Source organism: Gaoshiqia sp. US2, assembly GCF_059705485.1.
The window spans coordinates 4297170-4321917 of sequence record NZ_AP048550.1 but is presented as its reverse complement, the minus strand read 5'-3'; the positions used below and the strand labels follow the sequence as shown (position 1 = coordinate 4321917).

Sequence of the window (24748 nt, the reverse complement as noted above, 5' to 3'; positions counted from 1 at the left end):
ATGGTTTACAGCCTCATTCGCTCAATTTTCTTCGTCTTCGGCAAAAAAGTGTTTGTTCTTAATCACATTCATAATGGCATCTACAATGTGGTCATCCTGCAGGGTCGAATAGTTGAAGATGATGTCGAAATCGTTGTCATTTAGTTTTCGGCCGGCTACGTGTTCCCTGAACAGTTCACGCTGACGATCGATTTGCAGCACGTATTCCTGGGCATCGGCATGCGATAAATTGCTGATTTGCATGATCCGGTTAATCCGCCATTCCAGGGGAGCCTGCAGTTTAATGCTGAGTTTGCGCGAAATGTCTTTGGCAATCACGCCTGCTGCCCGGCCAACAATAATCATGTTTCCTTCTTCCGACAAACGCAGAATAACTTTGCGGACCGTATCGATCACTTTTTGATCCTCCGAATCGTAAACTTTCTCGGTTGAAAAAGCCGAGCTCACTTCCTCAATGTTGAGTTTTGTCTCCGAAAGGAAAACATTTTTGATTTTTAAGGGGTCCATTTGCAGTTCGATGGCCGCTGCTTCAATAATTTCTTTGCTGACCCACTTCCACGGGACATCCGTTTTTGTTTCCGAATGAAAACTGTATCCGGTCAGTATTTTCGACAATTTTGTCGCGATTCGTTTTGCCGAACAGCCGCATTCGCGGGAGATCATGATCACCGGTCCGGGGATTTTATTCTTTAGCGGACTGTTCAGAATACTTTCAATATAGGAGCTCATTAAGTTTTCCATAGCGTAAATTTTTTAGGTGTGATCCGTTTAAACAAAACTACAACTCATGACTCAACCAAGTGCAAAAAAATGTTCTACAATACCCGATTCTATTGATGTTTTAAAACAAGCTTGGAAAACATATAATTTTTATCTTAGCAGGAAAAAATAAACGATGAGCAAGCTGATCAAGACCGCGTTGTCCTCATTCGGGATGTCAGGCATGGTTTTTCACGGGCCCATGCTGAAGGTCAATCCGAATTTCCGGATCTGTAAGATCATGGAACGTTCAAAAAATCTGTCGGCACAGCTTTACCCCGAGGCCGTCATTGTTCGGAATTATGATGACATTCTGGACGATCCTGAAATTGAGCTGGTGGTCGTAAATACGCCGGATGAGTTTCATTACCGCATGTGTAAACAGGCCCTGGAGGCAGGCAAACACGTTGTGGTTGAGAAGCCTTTTACCCGCACCGTCGGCGAAGCCAATGAACTGATTGAGCTGGCCAAATCAAAAGGTCTTTTGTTGACGGTCTTCCAAAACCGCCGTTGGGACGGTGATTTTCTGACGGTGAAGAAAATCATCGAAGAAAGGCAATTGGGACGTTTGGTGGAGTTTGAGTCGCATTTTGACCGGTATCGTAATTTTATTCAGCCCGGAACCTGGAAAGAAACCGGCGACGACCGGGGAGGTGTTTTGTATAACCTGGGTTCTCATATGGTCGATCAGGCCCTGGTGTTGTTTGGTATGCCACAGGCCGTTACCGCTCACCTGGCCATTGTGCGCGAAGGAGGTGCGGTGAGCGATTATTATGACATTCGTCTTCAGTACAACGGTTTTGCAGCTATTCTGAAATGTTCATACCTGGTGCGGGTTCCCGGGCCCCGGTACAGTCTGCACGGCGATTTGGGCACTTACCATAAATGGGGGATTGACCCGCAGGAAGAAGCGCTGAAAGCCGGACGTTTACCGAACGAAACGGGTTGGGGAACCGAACCTTTCGCCGATTGGGGTGAACTGGATACCGAACGGAATGGCCTTCATTTCAGAGGAAAGGTGGAAACAATTCCCGGGAATTACACGAGTTTTTACAATAACGTGTATCAGGCCCTTGTAAACGGCGCCGAATTGCTTGTAAAACCGGAAGAAAGTCGTGATTGCCAGTTGGTGCTGGAAGCTTGCTTAAAAAGCCATCGGGAAAAGCGCACGGTGACGCTGGGTGTGTAGAGAGGGAGCGTGGAGTAAGGAGCATGGAGCAAAGGGCATGGCGCAAAGAGGTTTGTTTGACGGCTCAGGCAGGCGAACCGTTTTTGAAGCCCGATGAGCAGCCGGCAGGCTGAGCCGATTACTCGTAAATCTTTGCAATTTCCTTCAGAATCCGTTTTTCTTTGATTTTTCCCGTGTATAAAACCAGGGTGTAGCTGAGTTTCAGGGGGACGTCTTTCTGTAAGTTAACCGGTGTTGCTCCCGGAAACACAGCATTCTGCATGCTCGTCTTTTTTCGGAGGATCCAGCTTTGCGGCGATGACTGATTTTTTTGGTCGGCATAAATGAAGACGCCGCCCTGGCTCCCGTTTTTAGCCATGCCCCCTGTTATGTTGATGTAAGGCCCTGCCTCCACGGCGGTATTTTGAGGCTCAACTGTTCCGTTTTCGCCGCTAAACCGGACATTTTCAGGCAGCTTCATCCTGACCGAGAAGCCCCCGTATCCTTTCTCATCGTTTGAGCCGCCTAACTTCAGGCAATCGGTTAAAGCCGTTAATTCAAGGTCGATTTTAATCAGCCGGTAATTTCCCGATTGCAGATAAAACGTATAGTGTGCATTTTCTTTCAGATACGGTATTTCGCCATTTTCGAAGGCCGACGACCTCCAGAACACGATGGTTGCGAAATCGCCATGACCATTTCCTGTCCGCTTAAATTCAATGTCTTTCACGTCAACCTGGTAATCTTTCAGTTCCCAGGGGTCGCCTATCGGTTTGCCATCAATCAGGATTTGATGCCATGCCCAAAATATGCCGCGGTGGTGCGGATGGTCGGCCGGGGCGTTTTCGGTTATTTCAGCGCCGTCGGGAAGGTAAACCGGGTGCCAGAAATTATTTCTCAGGTTTTCCTGGCCGACACGGATGGGATCTTTCTGGTAAAAGGCGATTTTTTTGCCGCCTTCGGTGATCATGAAGCCACCGTTTTCTTTTTTCATGTTGATTTGTGCGAAAATTCCGCTTGCCGACAGCAACAGAATCAGGCACAATATGGTGAATGACTTTTTCATGTTTAGGCTTTCATCGTTTGATTAATCCGTATAAAAATACGTGTTTGGATGGCTAAGGTATAAAAATGAATGTTGATTTTGACGATTTTCGGAAATTTTCGGACAGGTGAAGGAGTGGTTTTACTGAAGTCCTTGCCTGAAATTGAATGTTGTTGACGGTTGAACCGCTTCGCCCGAACGGAATTTGGCAAGCAAGCGTTTAAAGCTGTTCTTTCCCGGGCTTTCATGTTTCAGGTCGATCATAAAACTGCTGAAGCCTTCTTTCAGCAATTGATTTTTGTATTGAAACAGGTTTACCGGCCGATCGGGGATTACCAGCGTAATCCCGTCGCGGCTGAGCTTCCGGTATGTTTTATTCCAGGCATCTTTAAACACGGAATCTTCGTTACTTAAACTGACCGGCATACGCGAGTAAAATAGCTCGGGCAGCGTGTGCAGAATGACGATCCCTTGTTTGTTTTGCATCGATCTCAGGTTGTCCAGGTCATTTTCGATGGGGTAGCAAAAATTTCGGATTTTCTGTTGCTGAAGCAGTTTTGCCGCGGCATCGTTATACACGTAAACCTGTTCGTTACAACTCACCTGGCTGCTTTTGCCAACCAGTAATTGTTGCGACAAATGACTGGTGAAAAAATGATGGATTCCCTTGCTCTCGGCGGTCTGGATCAGTTTTTGCCAGGCGGGTAGTAGCGTTTCGGCAATAAATTTCGGAAGCTCTACCAGTATTTTCGCCGGGTGTTGCTGAATGACCGTTTGGTCGAAGTTAAATGCTTCGAATTGGCTTTGGGTAAAAGAAAGAATTAATCCGTCAACATCCTCCATGCGGATCTGACTTAGCCAGTCGGGATGCCCGATACGAACAAACAGCCGCGGTTTGCCCGGACGGTTTCCGGTATTTATTTTTTGGAGGATGGCTTTTTTTTCATGCATCGGCATGAACACCTTTGGCGCCGGAACATTGGGCAGGCGCGAGGGGAATGACTGCTCACGCCGGCCAATCCAATACACTTCATCCCCGGCTTTCAGTTTTTCTTTCCCCTCGAAAATGAACGAATAACGTCCGTGCTCTTCCCATATCTCATCCAATTTCAGGCTAAACGTTTCATTCGACCGGACATCCCGGATACGAATGCGGTCGCCGTTTCGTAAATCACACGACGACAGGAAGGTAACTTCACCTTTATTGATACAGATGATGTGACCAACCGGGATACCGGTGTTTGAGGTATCAGCTAGGGCATTTTTGACATCTTTCCCTGCAAAGTAACTGGTTTTTGCCCGTCCAAAATCCAGCCGGAGCATGTCTTCGGCCGCTGCTGTTTGCTCGGGCTGATCAAGCGCCAGCCGGTAGGCCCCGGCTACCTGAAACACGTAGTCGGCCGATTTCATACGCCCCTCTACTTTGAACGAGTGGATGCCTATTCCGGTCATTTTTTGCAGGTTGGCCAGTTGCTGGTTGTCTTTCAGGTTGAACAGGTATTTTTGTTGTGAACCATCCTTGTAAACCATCCGGCAAGGCTGGCTGCATAATCCGCGGTTGGCTCCGCGTCCGCCGATATAACTGCTGAAAAAGCACTGACCGGAAAACGAGTAGCACAGGGCGCCATGAATGAAGATCTCGAGTTCGCAGGCCGGACGGGCGGCAATGGCCTCCAATTCGCTCATGGTGAGTTCGCGGGCAAGCACCACCCTCGAAATTCCCATTCCGGAAGCATGTTGCACTCCAAGCCTGTTATGATTTCCCATTTGTGTGCTGGCGTGAATGGCCAGTTTGGGAAAATATTGGCGGGCAAGCCAGTATACGCCCCAGTCCTGGACAATGATGGCATCTACGCCAACTTTTTCGAGGCAGGCCAGAACATCCAGTAGCTTTTCGATCTCCCGGTTTTTGACGACCGTGTTCAGCGTGATGTAAATTTTCACCTGGTTTTTTCGGGCTTCCTGCAGGATGGCAGGCAACTGGTTTTCACTGAAATTATTGGCGCGCGCCCGGGCATTAAATTGTTTCAAGCCCATATAAACCGCGTCGGCCCCTCCTCGAATAGCTGCTCTGAATGATTCAACGTTACCCGCGGGGAGTAATAATTCCGGTTTTTTCTGTCCCATTTTCAGCGAAAATTTGCCCAAAAATACAATATTTTTATGGTTTCTGTTTTTGCATCCGAATCAGCTTAACTTTGGTCCGATTGCGTGCGTGATGAAAAAGTTGTTGCTTTTTACATACGGAACCCTTTCCGACCCGGAGTTCATTCGGTTGTTACTGAACCGCGTACCCGAATATACCGGGGCGATTTTGCACGGTTACGAGTTATTGGTTCATCCGCAAAACGGCTATTTGTTTGTAAAGCCGAAGCCTGGCAGTACGGTAAAAGGCTGTTTTTTCGAAATCACGCCGGACGAACTTCGGCTGATTGACTGCTGGGAAGAAGTGCCCTTATACGAACGCGAACTGAAACAGGTGTTTACCAACGAAGGTGAAAAAGCAGAGGCATTTGTTTACACTCAAAATCAAACGGAGGGAATTCCCTGGTCTCCCGATCTTCAGGCGAACAGGCAGAAAATACGGGAAGACATACGAGCGTTTCTGAAATTGAACAGGAAATAGAAAACGAATGGGGTATTTTGTTTTTAACTGTAATGTTCGGGTTGAAGTGCAGACAGGTATGGAAAAAACTATGAGATCAATCCGACTTATCTTTATACTGCTCGTACTGTTTGCATGCAAACAAACGCCTAAAATAACCGAGTGGCGGGGGCCCTCCCGCGATGGAATTTACCCGGAGACCAATTTGTTGAAAAGCTGGCCCGACTCAGGTCCGGCGCTTGTTTGGGAAACCGAAATCGCAGGGAACGGTTACAGCAGCCCGGTGGTGACCGACCAATATGTCTTTTTTACGGGAGAGATCGACAGTTTAGGCTACCTGTTCCAATTCGATCATCAGGGGAGGGAAATCAGCCGGATGACTTATGAAGCCGAGTGGACAACCAATTTCACCGGGCCACGGGGTACTCCAACCCTGGTTGATCAACTGGCTTATATTTGTTCAGGCCAGGGCGAGGTGGTTTGCCTGGATACAGAAAAACAGATTGAGCTTTGGCGTAAAAATCTGGTTGCCGACTTTGGCGGAATTAGCCCTCGTTTTGGCTTTTCGGAAGCGCTGTTGATCGATCAGGAGAAGGTATATTGTCTGGCGGGCGGCGAAGCACATAATCTGGTAGCTTTAAACCGGTATACCGGCCAGCTAATGTGGAGCAGCCCTTGTCGGGGCGAGCGTCCTGCATATTGCTCCGCCAAATTGATTGAAGCGGGTGGCAAAAAAATTATCGTCACATTTTCGGCTTATCACTTGCTGGGGGTCGATGCCGAAACCGGGCAGTTGCTCTGGTCGCACGAGCAAACCAATACCCGGCCCGAAGAGCGTGAACCGGGCAATGGCGATACGCACGGCAATACCGTTCTTTTTGATGACCATTGTATTTATTACGCAGAGGGCGACGGCAACGGTGGGGTAAAACTGAAACTGAACGAAGAGGCAACAGGCTTTGAACAAGTTTGGCAAACGGTTGGATTTGATAATTACATGACCGGCATTGTGAAATGGAATAATCGTTTATACGGAAGCAGTCATTCAAAAAAACAACTGATGGCTGTTGACTGCGAAACCGGTGAAAAAACCGACAGCCTGAACATTGGCCGGGGCAATGTCATTCTTGCCGACGGAATGATTTGCTTTTACAACGATCAGGGAATGGTTTACCTGGTTCGTCCTGCCGCTGACGGGATGGAGGTGGCCGGTTCATTTAAATTGATCAAAGGGACCAGGGAACATTTTGCCCACCCGGTGATTCACAGGGGCGTGTTATACCTGAGGCACGGGAATTACCTGGGCGCTTATCAAATTGGCGATAAAACTTAAACAGGTTCTCCGGATAAGAGATCGTTTAAATTTTATTTATTCATGCAAATCAAAGTTGAAAAACAATTTAAACCCCCAATGTGGTTTTGAAAAGAAAATCCTGTTGATTTTGCGACGGGGCCTGAAAATGAAAAGGCTGCCTAAAATACTTTTTTAGACAGCCTCCTGTATGCTTATGCAGAAGATGATTTATTTATTTCTGTTCCAGTTGCAAAGTCACAGTTGTCCGGTCACATACTTCAGTCGGACCCCAGTATTGGATTGGTCCCGGGTAAAGGTAGCAGGTTTCAATGGCCCATTTATCGCGGTTGGCTGCCAGGTAATTGAACGGGGCACCATCCAGTTTTACCAAAGCTTTCTGAATAACCGGCTTCATATGTCCGTGGCGTTTTTCCATGTTCATCATCATCGTAACAGGAACTCCTCCGGCAATCCATTCGTTGGCAGGAGAGGTGGTGTTACGCACGCTGGCCATGTAACCGGTTTTTCCGGCGCCAATCAGTACCGATGCAGTGTAGCCCAGGGAGTAACAGTAGTCGGCATCGAAGTTTGAGGGGGCCGCACAACGGCCTTCGTAACCGAAGAAGTGGTATTGCGTACCGAATTTGCCTTTAAACTTACCGGCTTTTTTCATGTCATCCAGTTTGGCTTTTACCATTTCGCCCAACAGTTTTTCTGTTTCGATCAGCGAAACCTGAACGTTTCCGTGCGGGTCGCGGTCGAGGGTCAGCTGGGTGGCAATTCCGGCAGGCAGCGATTGGAAAACGACTGCCGACTCGGTGCTTAATTTACCGGCAACATATTCCAGACGGTGAGATTTCTGGACAATCCTGAATTCCTGTTCGGTGTCAGAACCTTCGGCCAGCAGGTCATTTAGCTCGGCAATCAGCTTTTTCATTTCCGGGACAAACTCCACCAATCCTTCCGGGATCAGGGCGACGCCAAAGTTTTCGCCATTTTCGGCGCGTTTGGCAATAATGCCGGACATATAGGCGACAATTTCGTCGAGCGTTTGCTGTTTTTCGGCGACTTCCTCCGAAATCAGGGTGATGTTTGGTTGTGTTTGCAGGGCAGCTTCCAAACCGATATGCGAAGCAGAACGTCCCATCAGTTTGATAAAATGCCAGTATTTTTTTGCTGAATTGGCATCACGCTGGATGTTTCCGATTAACTCGGAATATACTTTTACGGCCGTGTCGAAACCAAAAGAAGTTTCGATCATCTCGTTTTTCAAATCGCCGTCGATGGTTTTCGGGCAGCCAATAACCTGAACTCCGGCTTTTTTCGCAGCATAGTATTCGGCCAATACGCAGGCATTGGTATTACTGTCGTCGCCGCCAATGATGACCAACGCTTTGATGTTCAGTTTTTTCAGAATTTCAAGGCCCTTGTCGAACTGGGCTTCTTCTTCCAGTTTGGTACGGCCCGAGCCGATAATATCGAAACCGCCGGTATTGCGGAAACCTTCCAGGTAATCAGCCGTGATTTCCATGTATTTGTGATCGACCAAACCACCGGGACCTCCCAGAAAACCATACAATTTACTTTCGGGGTTCAGGGCTTTAATTCCATCGAAAATACCGGAAATCACATTGTGTCCGCCCGGCGCTTGTCCGCCCGAGAGGATAACACCAACATGGATTGCCGGTAAGCCGCTTACTTCGTTACCTTTTTCGAAGGTAATGATGGGCATACCATAGGTATTGGGGAATAATTCTTTGATTTCAGCCTGATCGGCAACCGATTCGGTAGCGGCGCCTTCAATAATCTTCACTTCGCCTTTTAATGATTTTGGAAGTTTAGGCTGGTATTGGGCCCTGGCTTTTTGTAATGCACTGATGGTCATATGCGTTCAATTTTTAGGTAAGTTTTACTTTTTCTTTAAAATTCGCTGCAAAAATAACTGAAAATGATCGCAAATAACATGTTGTCAAGCCAGCTTGTCCTGATTTAAAGTAAATTTAAACAGGTAGGCGGTCCGGGGAGCTTCATCCGTTAGTTTGTCAGCGAAAGGTTCTTTTCAGGTGAAGACCAAATCCGAAGGTATTTTTCCTGAGTTCGCCAAAATCTGCCGCCAATTGAGCCGAAAGGGTATACGGCCGGTTTTTGCAAGTCAGGCTTAGTTCGCCGAGGGAAAAAAACTGCTGTTTCATATCATCATACGGATTTTTATAGGTTCCGAAATTACGGGAATAAGTCAGCAGTGTTTTCCAGCTAAGCGACTGACCAACCAGGAAGCCTTTGGCTCCCAGGTGAAAAGCCGATACCCGGTTGTTTTCGAAGGCATCCTGTACATCTTCGTTGGTGATCGTTAGCGGATAGAATAAGGGTGTTCCCATGCTGTAGCCCATGTGCGAGAACCCGGTGTGATAAACGCCATGATTGAAATAATTATCTATTCCACGCATGCGTTCTTCATTGGGTCCGGTTACCTGGTGCCGGTCGCCGCTTTGGTGTTTGGTGTACATGTATTCGAGCAGCAACTCATCGAGCAGCGTCCCTGTCTTCTTTTTTTTCAGGTAGATCGTATAAATGTTGTCGCGCAGGTTTTCGAATTCCATCCCCGAGTGGTCTTCATACGGGTGATTGAAGCGAAGTTCCAGCAGGTAGTTTTCCAGATTTTTCTCAAAGGTGACCAGGTAACTTCCCAGGTGGTTCCCGGCGACATTGATTTGGTCGGTTTCCAAAAACTGGTCATTCCCGTTTTGACCAAAAATGTATCGAAAATAATTTCTCAGCCCGGTAGGAAGTTGTTCGCCGTCGGGTAGTGTTCCTCCCCAAAAAACATAGTGGTTTATGCCCAGGGTTAACCGGCTGTTGTGGCTTGTTAAAAAGCGAACGGCATAAGAGCGGTGGTGCAGGTGCGGCTTTTCAACATAGCGCTCGTCGTACAGAATCCCTTCGTCGTATTCTGCTTTAAAGCGAAACCAGCTTTTGGCAAAAAAAAGCGGGATGAAACCGGATGTTGAAAGCCGGATTTTCGGATAGGGCCGGTAATTCAGCGACCGGGTCATATCGCCGTTGGTCGAGGAAAGGCCTCCCAATTGCAGGTCCTCGGCAAAGGCTCCGGCCTTAAAGCTCAGGATATGACCCGATAACCCGGCCCAGGCCTGAATAATTTGGGGTTCAACGTCTTTTGGTTGTATTGATAAAGCCAGTTGGGTTCCGTAACTCAGGCTTAGGTTTTCATTTAGCCGATAGTTTCCCGATACATTGAGCTCGGTTAGTTCCTGCCAGTTGGCCTCGGACGAAAACTTGCCCGATTGGTTGTGAATCAACCAAAAAGGAAGTTCGTCTCTGTTCCCCGCGAGACCATAAACGCGCAGGTTCACTTCTGTCAGTTCATTTTGTGCAAGTGATAATAGGGAATTACCCCATAGTAATAGTAGGCAAATTGTTTTCATCGCTTATTTTCCTGTTTTCTGAATCCTAAAAATAGAAAAATATAGTTAACTACAAGTTTAGATTCATTATAGATTACAATTTGAATGAAAATTTTTGATTGACTTTAATTCTCAGATAAACAAGCAAATATCTCTGTTCTGATCATTTGATCATTAAATCATACAAAAATGTATTTTTTTACATATCAATATAAATAGATATTTTTGATCGAAATTTTTGCAATTTAAATTAAAGCTTAATCTAAAAACCTGATCGGAATGAACAGATCGGTCATTATTGTGATAGGAGGGGTCATTGTGGCCCTGGTTTTAACAAATGTTCTTCACAAAGAGGTTTACTATAACCTGAAGCTGGAAAAACTGAAGCAGGAATACGCGATTAAACCGGTTCCTTCGGCAGATCACTCGAAGTTTAAGATTCTTCAACAGGAATTTGAAACGCCGCAGGATGTGACCGAAGCCTGTATTTCGTGTCATACCGAGCGGCACAAAGAGGTGATGGCCTCGGCACACTGGAACTGGGAGCGGGTTTCCTATGTAGAGGGACGTGGTATTGCTGCCGCCGGTAAGCGGAATGTGATCAATAACTTTTGCATCGGGGCGCAATCCAACGAACAATCGTGTGCCAAATGCCACATTGGTTATGGCATGACCAACGATCACTTCGACTTCAACAATGCGCGGAATGTCGATTGTATGGTCTGTCACGATAACAGCGACGAATACCTGAAAGGGACATCGATGGCCGGGTTTCCCGACCGTTCGGTTAACCTCGCCAAAGTGGCTCAGAGTGTGGGACAGCCCACCCGGCACAACTGCGGAAGCTGTCATTTCAACGGCGGTGGCGGAAACAATGTGAAACACGGCGATCTGGAGCAGGCCCTGCTGGCCGGTTCGCGCGATGTGGATGTACACATGGCTGTCAACGGCATCAACATGGAGTGTACGGCTTGCCATACCGCCGAAAATCACCAGATTTTAGGAAAGATGTATTCGGTATCGTCAACCAATACCCAGCGGGCTACCTGCGAACAATGTCATACCAATACGCCCCATTTCGATCCGATCCTGAACCGGCACAACGCCAAAGTGTCGTGCCAGGCCTGCCACATTCCCGAATATGCCAAGGTGAATGCCACGAAGATGGCCTGGAAATGGTCTGAAGCCGGAAAACTTAAGGATGGACAGCCTTATCAAACCGAAGATGAGATGGGAAACCACGATTATATGACGATTAAGGGATCGTTTAGGTGGGAAAAGAACGTAAAGCCGGATTACGTATGGTTTAACGGAACGGCCGATCATTATTTGCTGGGCGATGTGATCACATCAGAGCCTTTGGTGATCAATCCGTTAAACGGATCGCATGACGATGGGGTGTCGAAAATTATTCCTGTGAAAATACACCGGGGCGATCAGATTTACGATAAGGTGCATAAAACACTGATTCAGCCGAAACTTTGGTCGGATACCAAAGGCGACAGCGCCTACTGGATGGACCTGGACTGGGACAAAGCGGCTGCCGCCGGAATGAAAATAATTGGTTTGCCGTACAGCGGAGAGTACGGTTTTATTGAAACGGAAATGTACTGGCCGGTCAACCATATGGTTTCGCCCAAAGAACAGGCCGTGTCGTGTGCTGAGTGCCATACCCGTTCTTCTGATGGCCGTCTGGCTGAACTAACCGGTTTTTATCTGCCGGGACGTGATTACAACAAACCGTTGGATATTTTTGGTTTCCTGCTGTTCTTTGGTTCACTGGCTGTTGTGGTCATTCATGCTGCCGTCCGCATCATCGTGTCCATCAAAAACAAGCAGTATGAAACCAAAATTATTGACTACGATACCGACAATTAACCTGAAGTGACAGTTTCAATCTAAAAGAAGTATCATGAAAAAAATATATATCTATCAACGGTTTGAACGGTTTTGGCACTGGTCGCAGGCCATCCTGATCATCTTCCTGGCCCTCACCGGTTTTGAAGTACACGGCACCTTCCATATCCTGGGTTTTGAACAGGCAGCCCGTTACCACCGGGTGGCTTCGTGGATGCTGATCGTGTTGATCGTTTTTGCCATCTTCTGGCATTTTGCCACCGGCGCGTGGAAACAATATTTGCCGACAACCAAAAAACTGAAAGAGCAGTTACTGTACTATTCGCTGGGCATGTTTAAAGGTGAAAAACACCCGACAAAAAAAACCGAGCTGAGTAAACTTAACCCGCTGCAACGCTTGGTTTATCTTGGATTTAAGCTGGTATTGATCCCGTTGACCGTGATCTCGGGGGTGTTTTATATGCTGCACAAAACCATCGATGAAAATAATGTGGTGATTGTGGAAGATATCCAACTGGGAACCATTGCCTTTTGGCATACTCTGGGCGCCATGCTGCTGATGGCCTTTCTGGTTGTTCACGTGTATATGACCACGACCGGACACAGCCCGACTTCGAATATCAACGCGATGATTACCGGTTACGAAGAACTGGACGACGAAACCGACGAACCGGAAGAAAATTCAACCAAGATCAATCAACCTGAAAAATAATAAGATGATGAAGCCAAGACCTTATATGAACCCCTACCTGGCAGGTTTTCTTTTGGGCCTGCTGTTGCTGGCAACCATTTATATCTCGGGACGCGGATTAGGCGCGAGCGGCGCCTTTAAAAGTATGATGGTAGCCGCTGTGCAGACCGTCGCTCCCGAACATGCCGAAAACAGTTTGTACTACAAGGAATTTGCCGCGAATAACCCGGGAAGCCCTCTGCACGACTGGTTGTTTTTTGAAGTGATTGGCGTGGTGATTGGCGCTTTTTTTTCGGGCGTGCTGGCTAACCGCGTCGGCTTAAAATTTGAAAAGGGGCCGCGTTCGAGCAACCGGGCCCGTATTATTGGCGCCATTTTGGGCGGAATCCTGTTTGGCTACGGTTCGCAATTGGGGAGGGGATGTACCAGCGGGTCGGCCTTAAGCGGAATGGCGGTGATGTCGTTTGGCGGAATCATTACCATGTTTGCCATTTTCGGATCGGGCTATGCCTTCGCGTATTTTTTCAGAAAACTTTGGATAAAATAAGAATATCATGGGACCAATCGTACCTTACATCATATCAGACGAGTTTAACCTGATTATTGCTTTAATCATCGGGATCGGATTTGGCTTTATCCTGGAACAGGCCGGGTTTTCTTCCACGAAAAAACTGGTTGGCGTGTTTTACGGTTACGACTTTACCGTGCTGCGGGTTTTCTTCACGGCTGGCGTAACCGCTATGATCGGGGTGGTTTTGTTTAATCATTTCGGAATTCTGGATGTCCGGTTAATCTACATCAATCCGACCTTTTTGCGTTCGGCGATTATTGGCGGCGTGGTAATGGGCGCCGGATTTATTATCGGCGGTTTTTGTCCGGGTACCGGCGTTTGTGCTGCATCCATCGGTAAAATGAACGGGATGTTGTTTGTTCTTGGCGGCTTCGTGGGCGTATTCCTGTTTATGGAAAGCTATCCGTGGATTAAAGATTTTTACCTGGCCGATGCGATGGGACCGCTAAAAATGAATGAACAACTCGGATTATCGACGCCTCTTTTTGCATTGTTAATGACCGCCGTTGCGCTGATGGCTTTTTATTTCACCTGGAAAATAGAAAAACGCATCCGGAAAAGCAGTTATCATACCTCTAAGATCTGGGTGTCGCGTTATGCTTTTGCTTCATTAGCGCCTTTCGTCGTTATTGCTGCCATATTTATTTTCCCGGACAGGGAACAACTGATTGCCCGCAACGTGGCTGATGCGCAACGTCAAAAGAAATGTGTTTTTCATGAGATCACGGCAGATAAACTGGCCGATGAAATTGTCAATCATTATTACGAACTGAATGTGATTGATGTCCGTTCGCCTGAAGAATACGAAGCTTACCACCTGCCAATGGCCATCAATATTCCGTTTGACGAGCTGACCGACCGGAAATGGGCGCACCTGTTCAAACAAAAGATGAAAACAAATATTTTTTATGCCGACAGCGATACCCTGGTAAAAATGTCTTGTTTGAAGGCCCGTTTTGTAGGAAAGTCCCGCAACCTGATCCTGAGGGAATCGGCACACGAGTTTCATAAATTGTTTTATGAACCGGCGCTTCCCGAGATGACAACCGCATCAAAACAGGAAATCAACGAATATCATTTCAGGAATAAGGCAGCCCGGGATATGGATGCCCTCACCGAAGCCTTGAAGAATATCGGGAAACCGGTGACGATGGAAGTGAAAGTGGCCTCGGGCGGATGCAGTTAAGCCTTGTTGAGGGGTTCGTAAAGAAAAACAGATTCATGCCGGATTTGTAGATTGTGAATAGATAGATTGAATTTTCAGCCTTTCGCCTTCAGCAACGAAGGTGAAAACGCTGAAAATTCGTTTTTTGTACGAATCCGGCAATCAACTGAATCTGCTCACCGGATTGTCAGTTTGTCCCCCCTTAAAAGACAATTTCTACGAAGTTTATTTTTCTTCATTCGGGTATCTTTGTCAGCAGTAATGGAGTTTAATTTTTTAAATGATTAACCTAATGAAACTGTTTAAAACTTTTGCATTCCTGGTGCTGTGTACATCACTCCTGACCAATTCAGCCTGCAAACAAGCGGCTCCCGAAACAACAAGTCCGTTACAATGGGCCATCAAGATGGCCGATTCGGATATGAAACGCAACCCCGATGCGTCGATGCTCGATTTTAGCCCGAAGCCGGTATGGAGTTACACCCAGGGCTTGGTTACTTTGGCCAATCAACGGCTGGCTGCCGAAACCGGCGATCCGAAATATTACGAATACGGTTTGGCTTATGCCGATAAAATGATCGACGACGATGGGAATATCGCGACTTACAGCATCGAAAAATATAATGTCGACCTGGTTAACTCGGGTAAAATTCTGTTTGAAATTTATGAGAAAACAGGGAATGAGAAATATCGCAAAGCCATCTTCCTGCTAAATAGTCAGCTGGAAACTCATCCGAGGACAAGCGAAGGTGGTTTCTGGCATAAATTGATTTATCCGCATCAGCTCTGGCTGGATGGCGTTTACATGGCAGACCCGTTCCATGCTCAGTTCGGGCTGGTATTTGATCATCCGGAAGCATTTGATGATGCAGCCAACCAGGTGTTGGTGGTTCAGAAAAATACACACGACAGCATAACCGGCCTGAATTTTCACGGATGGGACGAAAGTCGCGAGCAACGTTGGGCGAACCCCGAAACCGGCCGTTCTCCCCATATCTGGGGCCGCGCTCAGGGCTGGTATTTCATGGCGATTGTCGATATTCTTGATTTTTTACCGGCCGATCACCCCAAACGCGATGCCTTAATCGGCATATTAAACACCGTTGCCGAAGCGGTTGTAAACGTGCAAGACGACGACACCGGCGTCTGGTACCAGGTGCTGGATCAGGGTGGGCGTGAAGGGAATTACCTGGAATCAACCGCTTCGTCGATGTTTGTCTATTCGCTGTTGAAGGGCGTACGCATGGGATACCTCGAAACGTCATACCTGGAGCCAGCGAAAAAAGGATTTGAAGGAATTCTTAAAAACTTTATCCGCGAAAACGAAGACGGAACCATATCATTAACTCAATGCTGCGCCGTAGCCGGTTTAGGAGGAACACCCTACCGCGACGGTTCATATGAATACTACATCTCAACGGTGATTCGTGACGACGATCCCAAAGGTGTCGGTCCTTTTATTATGACTGGCATCGAAATGCAGAAAGCATTGGATAAGTAGATCAGAAATATAGAATTATGGGAAAGGGTAGATGCGATTTTTGTATTTACCCTTTTAAATTTCCGGCCGAACCCGAAATGTCATCACCGAAACCTGCGTTTTTTGATCGGTTGGCGGCTGTTCTTTACCTGACGTGTTGCGGGCTCGTTGTTGATCCGTATACCACTAATTTATCGGGTTTGTTTTCTCCGTCTTTCTCAAAGCCGCAACGGTCGAGACAGGTTGTTCTGGGTTGCACCGATTGGCCGTTTTTGTGCGAATGATACACGATATACATCTGCCCCGAATTGGCTGTAAAAAATGAATGGTGGCCGGTGCCAAAGATGGTTTTCCCGTCGCCAACCAACACCGGGTTATTTTCATATTTTCTGTTCGTTCCCAGGGCTCCGATACCCCGAAACAACGGGTCAGGCTTTCTTCGTTTATCCCCGACAAATCGTTCTTCATTTCGGCCATCCAGATTTCGTTACCCCAGGTGAAGCGAACAAAATACAGGTACATTTTTCCATCGGTGTCGACAAACAGGTGCGAGTCGATTTCCTTAATATCAGGATGAAGCGGTTTCTTTTCCTTTTGGATAAAGGGGCCAAACGGCGAATCGCTTTCGGCAATGGCCAGGTGTTCCATCACCGAATAAAACATGTAGAATTTTCCTTTCAGAAAATAAACCTCGGGCGCCCAGAACGAGTGATGGCCCCACACGTCAGCCGAATCGAGGGCAAACCCGTTGCTCACGCCAACTGCGTCCGACCAGTTGGCCAGATCGTCCGATTGGTACACGCGGATTCCTTTTCTGCCGCTGGTTCCGTACAGGTAGTATTTCCCTTCGTGATTCAGAATGTACGGGTCGGCACAATCGGGTACCAGCCCTTTCAGGTTGCTGTAATACTTTTCGGTTTCCACGTCCAGTAATTTTAATTTGCGTGGTAAAAATGACCAGTGCAATGCCACTGGTAAAACCAACGACCAAAGGGTGAGGGATAAATTTCAGCAACGAACCCAACTTCAGTAAACCAAACAGAACGAGAATTACACCGGCCATCATCGTTGAAATCATCAGGTCATCCAGCCCATAAGTTTGGACGATGCCGAACACGATAACAATAAACGCCCCGGTTGGGCCTCCAATTTGCACACGGCTGCCGCCAAGTACCGAAATCTGCAAGCCGGCAAGAATTGCCGTAATTAAACCTTTTTCGGGCGAAACCCCCCGACGCAACTGCAAAAGCGATGGCTAGCGGCAAAGCCACAATGCCCACGATAATACCTGCAAATACATCTTTTGACACTTGTTTTTTTGTAAGACCCTGTTTTAATACGCTTACCAGCTTCGGGTAAAACAAATTACTGCTAACACCTTCATATAAAGTTGAAGGCGCAAATGTATAGCTGAATAAATGCCGTTATTCTCATGGAAGTATTAATTTGATCTTTAACTAATGAGTAAAAAAGCACTGGCTTCCAGTAATGACAAAGGGTTGAAAAATGAGTAGTTGACTCGGGGAAGTCATTTTAGAAATGTTTTTGGTTGATCAAAGTATTATTGATGAAAAAATTGCTTAGTTCTGCCGATCAATGGAAGGGCTCGTTATCTCCGAAACTAAAAAACGATTTCCCTACGGCCGGTTGTCCACCGTTTTTTATGTGATAAATGTTTAACTTTGAGCATTAAAACAATCACTTGCTTTGAAAGACCAGAACCTACTTCCCGGTATTTTGCATCGGATTTCAAAAAATTCTGATGAAAAGGCTTTCAAAGAATTATTCGACCGTTACGCTTTTCGTCTGATCGGATTTGCCAATTCATTCCTGAACAATTATGAACTTTCAGAAGAAGTTGTTTCTGATGTTTTTTTCAAAATATGGACTCAGCGAGACCTTTTGGGGCGGATTGAAAATTTCCATGCTTACTTGTTTAAAGCTACCCGGAATACTGCTCTCAATTACATTGACCAGGAAAAAAGACAAAAAGCAGAGCGGCTGGAAAACCTGAACGTTGACCTGATGATTGACCATATCAGTCCTGAAACTTCACTTATTGACAGTGAGTTGCGCGAAGCTGTCGAAGCTGCTGTCTACTGCCTTCCGCCCAAGTGCAAATTGATTTACAATTTGGCAAAGGTTGAAAAAATGAAATACAAAAAAATTGCGTCTTTGCTCCAGGTTTCCGTTAAAACTATTGACAGTCAGATCGCTATCGCTGTCAGAAAGATTGGAAACGTCATTCGCCACCACCTTGACAACAACGACACAGGCACCCCGTTTTCAGTGCTTTTACAGCTTTTTATCCCTTCAGAATAAATTTTTGTCATTTCTCTTTAGGGGATTTCCAAATTCTTCCTGTTTATTCCTTTATAAGAATAAAATGATGGAAGATATCTGGAAACATATTTCGAGAAAGTTGGCAGGAGAGGGAGACTCAGGAGATGAAAAAAAACTGACTCAATGGCTACATGAATCTGAAACGAACAAGTTGATTTGGGAGCAACTAAAAAATTTTTGGGAGTCGGAACATCGCGGGATGCATGAAATGCCAAAACTATATCAAAGCCTCCGTCGGAAAATGGATACAACGAAAAAATCCGGTCCAAAATATTTGCTTTTGCAGGTTTCTAAAATTGCGGCGGCAGTACTTATTTTCTTATCGCTCGGTTTTTTTGGCTACCATTATTTTTCAACCTCAAGATTGGCTGTTGAAGAGACTGTTGCTTTCAACACCATTCTTGTGCCAAAAGGCAACCGTACCCAAATTGTTTTGCCCGACGGCACCAAAGTTTGGCTCACGAATGACACCCGGTTTGTTTTTCCTGAAAAATTCACCGGCAGCTCGCGCGAAGTTGAGTTGTCAGGCGAAGCTTATTTTGAAGTTACGCATGATGAAGAAAATCCATTCCTGGTGAAAGTGGGCGAAAACCGCATTAAAGTACTGGGGACTACATTCGCCGTAACTGCTTATCCGGATGACGCTTTCGTTGAAACCTCCCTGGTAGAAGGAAAGGTGATTTTTGAAACAGGCACTGCATCTGAAAGTGAAGTTTCGTATGAGCTCACCCCGGGTTTCAGCCTGAATTACGGACTCAAGGATAAACAAGTCGTCCGGGAAAAAATCGAGGCATCTTTTTTTGACTATTGGAAGAGAGGTATTTATACTTTTAAGGATGAAAGCCTTGAAAGCCTTGCTAATAAAATTTACAGGATCTACAATATTCGCCTCGTATTTGAAGACGATTTTTTAAAGCAAAAAACCTACACCGGAACTTTAAGTGTGAACGACAATGTGTTCACTTTGATGGAAGCCATAAAACGCACTTCCGCCGAATCAATTGAATATCACTATGACAGAAATAAAATCTACCTGAAAATCAAACGCCTATGAAATGACCGCGGTGTTATAAAAAAGCGGAAAATGCTTCCAACACTTTCCGCCTTTAAATAAGGAACAGTAATGATGCTCCTTTTAAAACACGCAAGCAACATGCTTACAGTATTTTAATTCAAACAGTCAAATTTATGAAAAAAAATGAATCCGGGAGGGGGATGTTATTTCCCCGTCCACTTAAAAAAATGTTACTAATGGCTAGAATCACGTTTATTCTGTTGATGGCCGGCCTGGTGCAAGTATCTGCAAACAGTTATTCCCAAAGTGCCAGGCTCAGTTTGGCGCTTCGCGGCGTAACCATTGCCACCGCGCTGGAACAGATTGAGCAGCAAAGCGATTTTCGTTTTTTTTACGACAACTCGCAGGTCGACCTTTCCAAAAAGGTGGACATTGAACTCACCAACAAAAAAATTAACGAAATTCTTGAAGAACTTTTTAAAGGCACAGAAATTACCAGTGAAATACTCGACAGGCATATTCTGCTGAAAAACAAAGGCGGCTTGTCAATCATCAACCAGGCAAACCAGGGAAGGGTTTCAGGGGTGGTAACCAATGCTGCCAACGAGCCAATCCCCGGGGTCACTGTGCTGGTGACAGGCACCAGTATTGGCGCCATCACTGATATCGACGGACGGTACACCATTGCTTTGCCGTCAAACGCCAAACAACTTGTTTTTTCATTCATTGGCATGCAAACCAAAGAAGTTGTTTTGATTGGCCAGTCGCAGGTAAATGTGGTGCTGGAAGAAGAAACCATCGGGTTGGAAGAGGTCGTGGCCATTGGCTACGGTACCCGGAAAAAGAGCGACCTTACCGGCGCTGTATCCTCCATTTCGTCGGAGGAATTGAACCGCGAGATCAAAATGTCGCCCGAATTGGCAATGCAGGGAAAAATGGCAGGGGTTTATATCTCAAACCCGGGCAGCGACCCAACAGCCCGGCCGACGGTCCGTATCCGTGGGGTGGGCACTTTGGGCTTCAACGACCCGCTGTATGTGGTTGACGGCATCCCACTGACCGAGGGCGGCGCTTCTGTATCCCACGCCGGATTGCAGGACATGCGCACCCCGATCAATGTATTCAGTATGATCAACCCCAATGATATTGAATCCATTTCGGTGTTGAAAGATGCCTCGGCAACAGCTATTTATGGTGTTCGTGCGTCAAACGGTGTCATCCTCATTCAGACCAAACGGGGACAAGCTGGAAAGCCAGTTGTCAATTTTTCGGCCGGCTACGGAGTGCAGAATATCAATAAAAGGCACGATGTGATGTCGGTGCAGGATTATGTTGCAGCCCATCTCGAAGCCTGGGCAAACAACGCCAGCGTTACGCCAAATGCCAATTATTACCGGTATTACAACTCGTCAGCGCCCGAATACCTGGGAAACAGTCCAAGCTACACCAAAGATTGGATAAACGCCGGCCTTGTAAAAAACGCGGCGATACAAGACTACAATGTCAATCTGTCGGGAGGTTCGAAAGTGTCAACTTACTCGTTGGGAGCCGGATACACCAGCCAGAAAAACGCTGTTTCGTACAGCAAGTTCGACCGCTATTCGTTTTTTATGAATTCGGATCACAAATTGACCAACTGGTTGAAATTGGGCGAATCTTTCCGGTTCATCTATTCAAAAAATGACACGAAAGACGGGACAGGAGGTGTCAGCGCCGCATTTAATGCACCGTGGCAACCGGTTTACGACAACAGCGAAAACGGTATCAACGGATGGGCGACACCGGGACGAATGGTGAACGGTGTTTTTCAGTCGTTTGGCTACGGAAACTCAACCCGCGATACGCCGGGCAGGTATGAGTACATGATAAATATTTATAACATCATACGAAATTTGGGTACCTTTTATGCGGAAGTAAATCCCATTGACGGTTTGCGGGTAAGAGGTACCCTGAGCTTTGATTATTCATCAAATGCGAATGAAACTTTTAACGGGATGGAGCGCGGTTTGTTTGAAGCCCAAAGGGGTACCCGCTATGACACCAACGGCAATACTTACCGGAAACGCGACAACGTGAATACCAATGTCATCAAAGAGTTTTTAGTTGGCTATACCAAAAGTTTGGGAAACCACAACATTGACATTGTGCTGAACGCGATGGACCAAAAAGTGAACTGGGTTTTGGAGCAGAAAAGTATCGATAACCATTCGCCGCTTCCAAACTGGGATCAACGTAGAATTGACGAAGGCTGGCCGCGCGAAGATAAAGGATTGTTTATTGTCCGCATGCCTTCAGGCCTTCAGGGGTATATGGGAAGGATGAGCTACAATTATAGCAACAAATATTATTTGGATGCAACCGTGCGCCGCGATGGAACTTCCAAATTCGGGCCGGGATACAAATGGGGCACCTTCCCATCGTTTGCTGCAGCCTGGCGGATTTCCTCCGAAACTTTTATGGAAAACGTTCACTGGCTCGATGATTTGAAGCTCCGATCAGGTTGGGGGCAGACGGGCAACCAGGAAACCAGGGATTTTGCATACCTGTCGCTGGTGAATTTCAGCCCGAAATACGGGCTTGGTTCCACAGAAATTCCCGGGCAGGGCAATATTGTGCCTGCTGCGGCGCTTGGCGATTTCCCGATTGTGGACATGAGTTGGGAGACGGCCACCACCTTCAACATTGGGTTTGATGCAGTGTTTTTTGACAACAAAATGACCTTAACCACTGAGTTTTACCAACGTACAACCGAAGGCATCCTGCAAACAATCGACATTCCGCAAGTGATTGGTGCGCTGAACAACCCTGTGGTCAATCTTGCAACGGTTGTAAACAAAGGTTTTGAATTCCAGGCAAGTTATGCCGGCAAAATCGGCGACCTCAGTTACAATGCCTCTTTTAACCTGACTACGGTAAAAAACGAAGTGAAAAAACTTTACCGGAACCGGCCTTCTGAAAACGGAGACTTACGGATAGAAGAAGGACATTCGATGAATTACATTTTCGGGTACAAAACCGATGGCATTTTTCAGACACCGCAGGAAGTTGCTGACTGGCTGGCCAAAACTGACGATCCAGGCCGAACCTCAAAGAAAGCCCCCGGCGATGTTCGTTTTGTTGACCTGAACGGTGCGCCAACCGACGCCGATGGCGAAGATGCTTATGTACATTATGAGCCCGACGGAAAGATTGATTCGTACGACCGGACGTATTTGGGAAAGACTATTCCCAGATATTATTATGGTTTCAACCTGGAGCTGGCCTATAAAAACTGGGATGCCAACCTGAACTTTCGTGGTGTGGGCGATGTACAGCGCGTCAATACCGATGGCAAACTGTCGATAGGCGCAGGTGGGGCCAATTTTCTGGAGGTTTATAACGACCGCTGGACTTCTACAAACCCGTCCAATAAAATACCCAGGGCGATTGAGGGCGACCCATCGGGGAACAACCGTATTTCGGACCGGATGGTGGAGGACGCCGGCTTTTTAAGGTTCCAAAACTTCCAGGTCGGTTACAACTTCAGGGGAGGAGTTTTGAATAAAATTGGGGCAAACAGTCTGCGTTGTTTCTTGTCGGGTTCGAACCTGTTTGTAATCACTCCCTATTCAGGACTTGACCCGGAAAACGACACCACTCCGGTTACCTTTACCCTTGGTGTGAATGTCAATTTTTAAACTAAATGTCCCATATCATGAAAAAAATGAAAATCTTATATTGCTTGTTCCTGGTGGTTGCCTTGACTATCCAATCGTGCGATGAAGCAACCATCGAATTGGATCCGATCGGAGATACGGAAGCCGGCTTTTTTCAGAACGAAACCCAAATGACCCAGGCAGTGATGGGCATCTACCAGAAAATGAGTTTTTTCTATGGATTTAGGGGAAATGCCTGGTTGGCAGGGATATGGCTGTTGCCCGATGATAACCTCACGACCCAGGGCGGCCATGAATTTGAAAATTTTGTTGGGCTGACCGGGAGCAATGGTTCGCTGGGTTCGTATTACCAGTATGCTTATCAACTCATTGCAAGGGCAAACACCTTGTTGGCAAAAATAGAGGAGAATAAAGATTTCGCCTATAACATTCAACCCGAATTGATGAACTATCACCGGGGCGAGGCGCTTTTCCTGCGGGCATGGATGTATTTTAGGTTGTGGAACACCTTTGGCAGCGCGGCCCCATTGGTGACCCAACGGATCACAAATTTGGACGATGCTTATCCGCCAAGTAGTACCGGCACGCAACTGCTTGACCAGGCAATCATCGATTTGCAGGAAGCTGCCACCTTGTTGCCTGACGCCTGGAATGCCGAAAACAAAGGGCGTGTAACCGCAAATTCTGCTTTGGGACTGGCTGGCAAAATTTTGGTTTTCAGGGGGAATGTTAGTGGACAAAATGCAGATTTTACCGCTGCCATCACTGCTTTTAATAGCATGAACAATGTCGCGCTGATGCCAAAATATGGAGATAATTTTGATGCCACCAAAGAAAACAACGCGGAATCATTATTCGAATTTCAAGCCAACGATCAGTCGTCCGAAACCAACCCGTTTTTGAATAATGATGATTTTTCGGTTGTGGGGGAGATTGGCGCTTATGTAGGCTTTTTTACCCAGGAACCCGACTGGATCGGTTCCAACTTTTACACGGCGACGCAGACATTAAAAAATGCTTTTGAGCCGGGAGACCCGCGTATTCCGTACATCGTTAATTTGGATGCTGCTGACTTAAAAAACGTGGTAAAATACATCAAAGATGGCAACAGGGTCGGCAACTGGGCCGTCGGTTACAATATTCAACGAAATAACCTTCGTATTTTACGTTATGCCGATATTTTGCTGCTGAAAGCCGAAGCGCTTGTTCGCAGCGGGGCGAGTACCAGCGAGGCAATCGGCCTGATTAATCAGGTTCGCCAGCGTGCGCGGATGTCGACCGCCAATGGCGTGGAAGCGGTAGTGCCGGCCAACCTGAACACCGGTGAAACCAATGTGAATACCATCCTGGACTGGATCTTCAAAGAAAGACGGATTGAATTGGCGTTTGAAGAAGGACACCGTTGGTTCGATCTTCGCCGGAGGCACATGGCCGGGGAGATCGATCTTAAAACATGGAATTTCGGCTCACTAAAACCCGACTTCAGTTTTAAGGATTATAATGTTTCGTTCCCGATCCCTGAGGGCGAAGTCATCCAGAACCCAAATCTGGTTCAAAATACAGGTTATTAATGGGAAAAATGAGATTGTGTCGTTTAACACTGAACTCAGGGTTTTTATTTTCTCAAGTTGACAAAAGGCAGTTGGCAGGTGGCAAAAACACTTGCCAACTGCCAAT

18 protein-coding genes and 2 pseudogenes are annotated in these 24748 nt (G+C 46.7%); 12 read left to right on the top strand and 8 right to left on the bottom strand.

The features are described 5' to 3' along the window. Window positions 1-21: 21 nt before the first annotated feature. Entirely contained in the window at window positions 22-741 is a 720-nt protein-coding gene (locus tag AC6H3C_RS17125; protein WP_497516636.1) for a cytidylate kinase-like family protein, read from the bottom strand. 154 nt (window positions 742-895) lie between these two features. Between AC6H3C_RS17125 and AC6H3C_RS17120 the strand changes: the two genes are divergently transcribed. After that, complete coding sequence (locus tag AC6H3C_RS17120; protein WP_497516635.1) at window positions 896-1948, top strand: Gfo/Idh/MocA family oxidoreductase; 1053 nt, start codon at window positions 896-898, stop codon at window positions 1946-1948. Between the two features lie 118 nt (window positions 1949-2066). Here AC6H3C_RS17120 and AC6H3C_RS17115 read toward each other — a convergent pair whose 3' ends face one another. Together AC6H3C_RS17115 and AC6H3C_RS17110 are read right to left on the bottom strand one after the other, a co-directional pair. Continuing rightward, complete coding sequence (locus AC6H3C_RS17115) at window positions 2067-2993, bottom strand: DUF6807 family protein (RefSeq protein ID WP_497516634.1); 927 nt, start codon at window positions 2991-2993, stop codon at window positions 2067-2069. Window positions 2994-3113: 120 nt separating this feature from the next. Further along, complete coding sequence (locus AC6H3C_RS17110; protein WP_497516633.1) at window positions 3114-5099, bottom strand: peptidase U32 family protein; 1986 nt, start codon at window positions 5097-5099, stop codon at window positions 3114-3116. Between the two features lie 91 nt (window positions 5100-5190). Here AC6H3C_RS17110 and AC6H3C_RS17105 point away from each other — a divergent pair, with 91 nt between their 5' ends. Both AC6H3C_RS17105 and AC6H3C_RS17100 read left to right on the top strand, forming a co-directional pair. Further along, entirely contained in the window at window positions 5191-5598 is a 408-nt protein-coding gene (locus tag AC6H3C_RS17105; RefSeq protein WP_497516632.1) for a gamma-glutamylcyclotransferase family protein, read from the top strand. A 70-nt stretch (window positions 5599-5668) separates the two neighbouring features. Next, window positions 5669-6910 (top strand): outer membrane protein assembly factor BamB family protein, encoded by a 1242-nt coding sequence (locus tag AC6H3C_RS17100; RefSeq protein ID WP_497516631.1) that lies wholly within the window; start codon window positions 5669-5671, stop codon window positions 6908-6910. A gap of 193 nt (window positions 6911-7103) precedes the next feature. On the opposite strand, the gene AC6H3C_RS17095 is transcribed toward AC6H3C_RS17100, so the two are convergent. Next, a complete protein-coding gene (locus tag AC6H3C_RS17095) occupies window positions 7104-8756 on the bottom strand; it encodes a diphosphate--fructose-6-phosphate 1-phosphotransferase (protein ID WP_497516630.1) in 1653 nt (550 codons plus the stop codon). Between the two features lie 157 nt (window positions 8757-8913). Continuing rightward, window positions 8914-10314, bottom strand: a complete 1401-nt coding sequence (locus tag AC6H3C_RS17090) for a hypothetical protein (RefSeq protein ID WP_497516628.1) — start codon at window positions 10312-10314, stop codon at window positions 8914-8916. A gap of 258 nt (window positions 10315-10572) precedes the next feature. On the opposite strand from AC6H3C_RS17090, the gene AC6H3C_RS17085 reads away from it, so the two are divergent. The 5 genes from AC6H3C_RS17085 to AC6H3C_RS17065 all read left to right on the top strand — a co-directional run bounded on the left by AC6H3C_RS17085 (window position 10573) and on the right by AC6H3C_RS17065 (window position 16078). Beyond that, window positions 10573-12171, top strand: a complete 1599-nt coding sequence (locus AC6H3C_RS17085; RefSeq protein ID WP_497516627.1) for a tetrathionate reductase family octaheme c-type cytochrome — start codon at window positions 10573-10575, stop codon at window positions 12169-12171. A gap of 34 nt (window positions 12172-12205) precedes the next feature. Continuing rightward, window positions 12206-12862: a cytochrome b/b6 domain-containing protein gene (locus tag AC6H3C_RS17080; protein ID WP_497516626.1), complete on the top strand. Its 657-nt coding sequence runs from the start codon at window positions 12206-12208 to the stop codon at window positions 12860-12862. Window positions 12863-12866: 4 nt separating this feature from the next. After that, complete coding sequence (locus AC6H3C_RS17075) at window positions 12867-13388, top strand: YeeE/YedE thiosulfate transporter family protein (RefSeq protein WP_497516625.1); 522 nt, start codon at window positions 12867-12869, stop codon at window positions 13386-13388. 7 nt (window positions 13389-13395) lie between these two features. Continuing rightward, window positions 13396-14598 carry a YeeE/YedE thiosulfate transporter family protein gene (locus AC6H3C_RS17070; RefSeq protein ID WP_497516624.1) on the top strand — a complete coding sequence of 401 codons (1203 nt, stop codon included), beginning with the start codon at window positions 13396-13398 and terminating at the stop codon, window positions 14596-14598. A gap of 271 nt (window positions 14599-14869) precedes the next feature. Continuing rightward, window positions 14870-16078, top strand: coding sequence for a glycoside hydrolase family 88/105 protein (locus AC6H3C_RS17065; RefSeq protein WP_497516623.1), 1209 nt, complete (start codon window positions 14870-14872; stop codon window positions 16076-16078). A gap of 124 nt (window positions 16079-16202) precedes the next feature. Here AC6H3C_RS17065 and AC6H3C_RS17060 read toward each other — a convergent pair whose 3' ends face one another. The 3 genes and pseudogenes from AC6H3C_RS17060 to AC6H3C_RS17050 form a co-directional block, all read right to left on the bottom strand. After that, the gene (locus AC6H3C_RS17060) at window positions 16203-16427 is read right to left on the bottom strand and encodes a hypothetical protein (RefSeq protein WP_497516622.1); all 225 of its coding nucleotides are present in this window, start codon (window positions 16425-16427) and stop codon (window positions 16203-16205) included. 74 nt (window positions 16428-16501) lie between these two features. Next, window positions 16502-16981 (bottom strand): annotated as a pseudogene (locus AC6H3C_RS17055) (family 43 glycosylhydrolase); the annotation flags it as partial. A gap of 55 nt (window positions 16982-17036) precedes the next feature. Further along, a pseudogene (locus AC6H3C_RS17050) lies at window positions 17037-17243 on the bottom strand (SulP family inorganic anion transporter); the annotation flags it as partial. A 521-nt stretch (window positions 17244-17764) separates the two neighbouring features. On the opposite strand from AC6H3C_RS17050, the gene AC6H3C_RS17045 reads away from it, so the two are divergent. From AC6H3C_RS17045 to AC6H3C_RS17030, 4 genes are all read left to right on the top strand, one after another. Beyond that, window positions 17765-18379 (top strand): RNA polymerase sigma-70 factor, encoded by a 615-nt coding sequence (locus tag AC6H3C_RS17045; RefSeq protein WP_497516621.1) that lies wholly within the window; start codon window positions 17765-17767, stop codon window positions 18377-18379. A 64-nt stretch (window positions 18380-18443) separates the two neighbouring features. Then, on the top strand, window positions 18444-19454 hold the full coding sequence (locus AC6H3C_RS17040) for a FecR family protein (RefSeq protein ID WP_497516620.1): 1011 nt from the start codon (window positions 18444-18446) through the stop codon (window positions 19452-19454). Window positions 19455-19651: 197 nt separating this feature from the next. Then, entirely contained in the window at window positions 19652-23092 is a 3441-nt protein-coding gene (locus AC6H3C_RS17035) for a TonB-dependent receptor (RefSeq protein WP_497516619.1), read from the top strand. 17 nt (window positions 23093-23109) lie between these two features. Continuing rightward, window positions 23110-24642 carry a RagB/SusD family nutrient uptake outer membrane protein gene (locus AC6H3C_RS17030; protein WP_497516618.1) on the top strand — a complete coding sequence of 511 codons (1533 nt, stop codon included), beginning with the start codon at window positions 23110-23112 and terminating at the stop codon, window positions 24640-24642. Window positions 24643-24748: the final 106 nt, after the last annotated feature.

Coding starts and splice junctions, on each gene's coding strand:
- AC6H3C_RS17125 (WP_497516636.1), bottom strand. CDS start 741: ATGGAAAACTTAATGAGCTCCTATATTGAAAGTATTCTGAACAGTCCG.
- AC6H3C_RS17120 (WP_497516635.1), top strand. CDS start 896: ATGAGCAAGCTGATCAAGACCGCGTTGTCCTCATTCGGGATGTCAGGC.
- AC6H3C_RS17115 (WP_497516634.1), bottom strand. CDS start 2,993: ATGAAAAAGTCATTCACCATATTGTGCCTGATTCTGTTGCTGTCGGCA.
- AC6H3C_RS17110 (WP_497516633.1), bottom strand. CDS start 5,099: ATGGGACAGAAAAAACCGGAATTATTACTCCCCGCGGGTAACGTTGAA.
- AC6H3C_RS17105 (WP_497516632.1), top strand. CDS start 5,191: ATGAAAAAGTTGTTGCTTTTTACATACGGAACCCTTTCCGACCCGGAG.
- AC6H3C_RS17100 (WP_497516631.1), top strand. CDS start 5,669: ATGAGATCAATCCGACTTATCTTTATACTGCTCGTACTGTTTGCATGC.
- AC6H3C_RS17095 (WP_497516630.1), bottom strand. CDS start 8,756: ATGACCATCAGTGCATTACAAAAAGCCAGGGCCCAATACCAGCCTAAA.
- AC6H3C_RS17090 (WP_497516628.1), bottom strand. CDS start 10,314: ATGAAAACAATTTGCCTACTATTACTATGGGGTAATTCCCTATTATCA.
- AC6H3C_RS17085 (WP_497516627.1), top strand. CDS start 10,573: ATGAACAGATCGGTCATTATTGTGATAGGAGGGGTCATTGTGGCCCTG.
- AC6H3C_RS17080 (WP_497516626.1), top strand. CDS start 12,206: ATGAAAAAAATATATATCTATCAACGGTTTGAACGGTTTTGGCACTGG.
- AC6H3C_RS17075 (WP_497516625.1), top strand. CDS start 12,867: ATGATGAAGCCAAGACCTTATATGAACCCCTACCTGGCAGGTTTTCTT.
- AC6H3C_RS17070 (WP_497516624.1), top strand. CDS start 13,396: ATGGGACCAATCGTACCTTACATCATATCAGACGAGTTTAACCTGATT.
- AC6H3C_RS17065 (WP_497516623.1), top strand. CDS start 14,870: ATGAAACTGTTTAAAACTTTTGCATTCCTGGTGCTGTGTACATCACTC.
- AC6H3C_RS17040 (WP_497516620.1), top strand. CDS start 18,444: ATGATGGAAGATATCTGGAAACATATTTCGAGAAAGTTGGCAGGAGAG.
- AC6H3C_RS17035 (WP_497516619.1), top strand. CDS start 19,652: ATGGCTAGAATCACGTTTATTCTGTTGATGGCCGGCCTGGTGCAAGTA.
- AC6H3C_RS17030 (WP_497516618.1), top strand. CDS start 23,110: ATGAAAAAAATGAAAATCTTATATTGCTTGTTCCTGGTGGTTGCCTTG.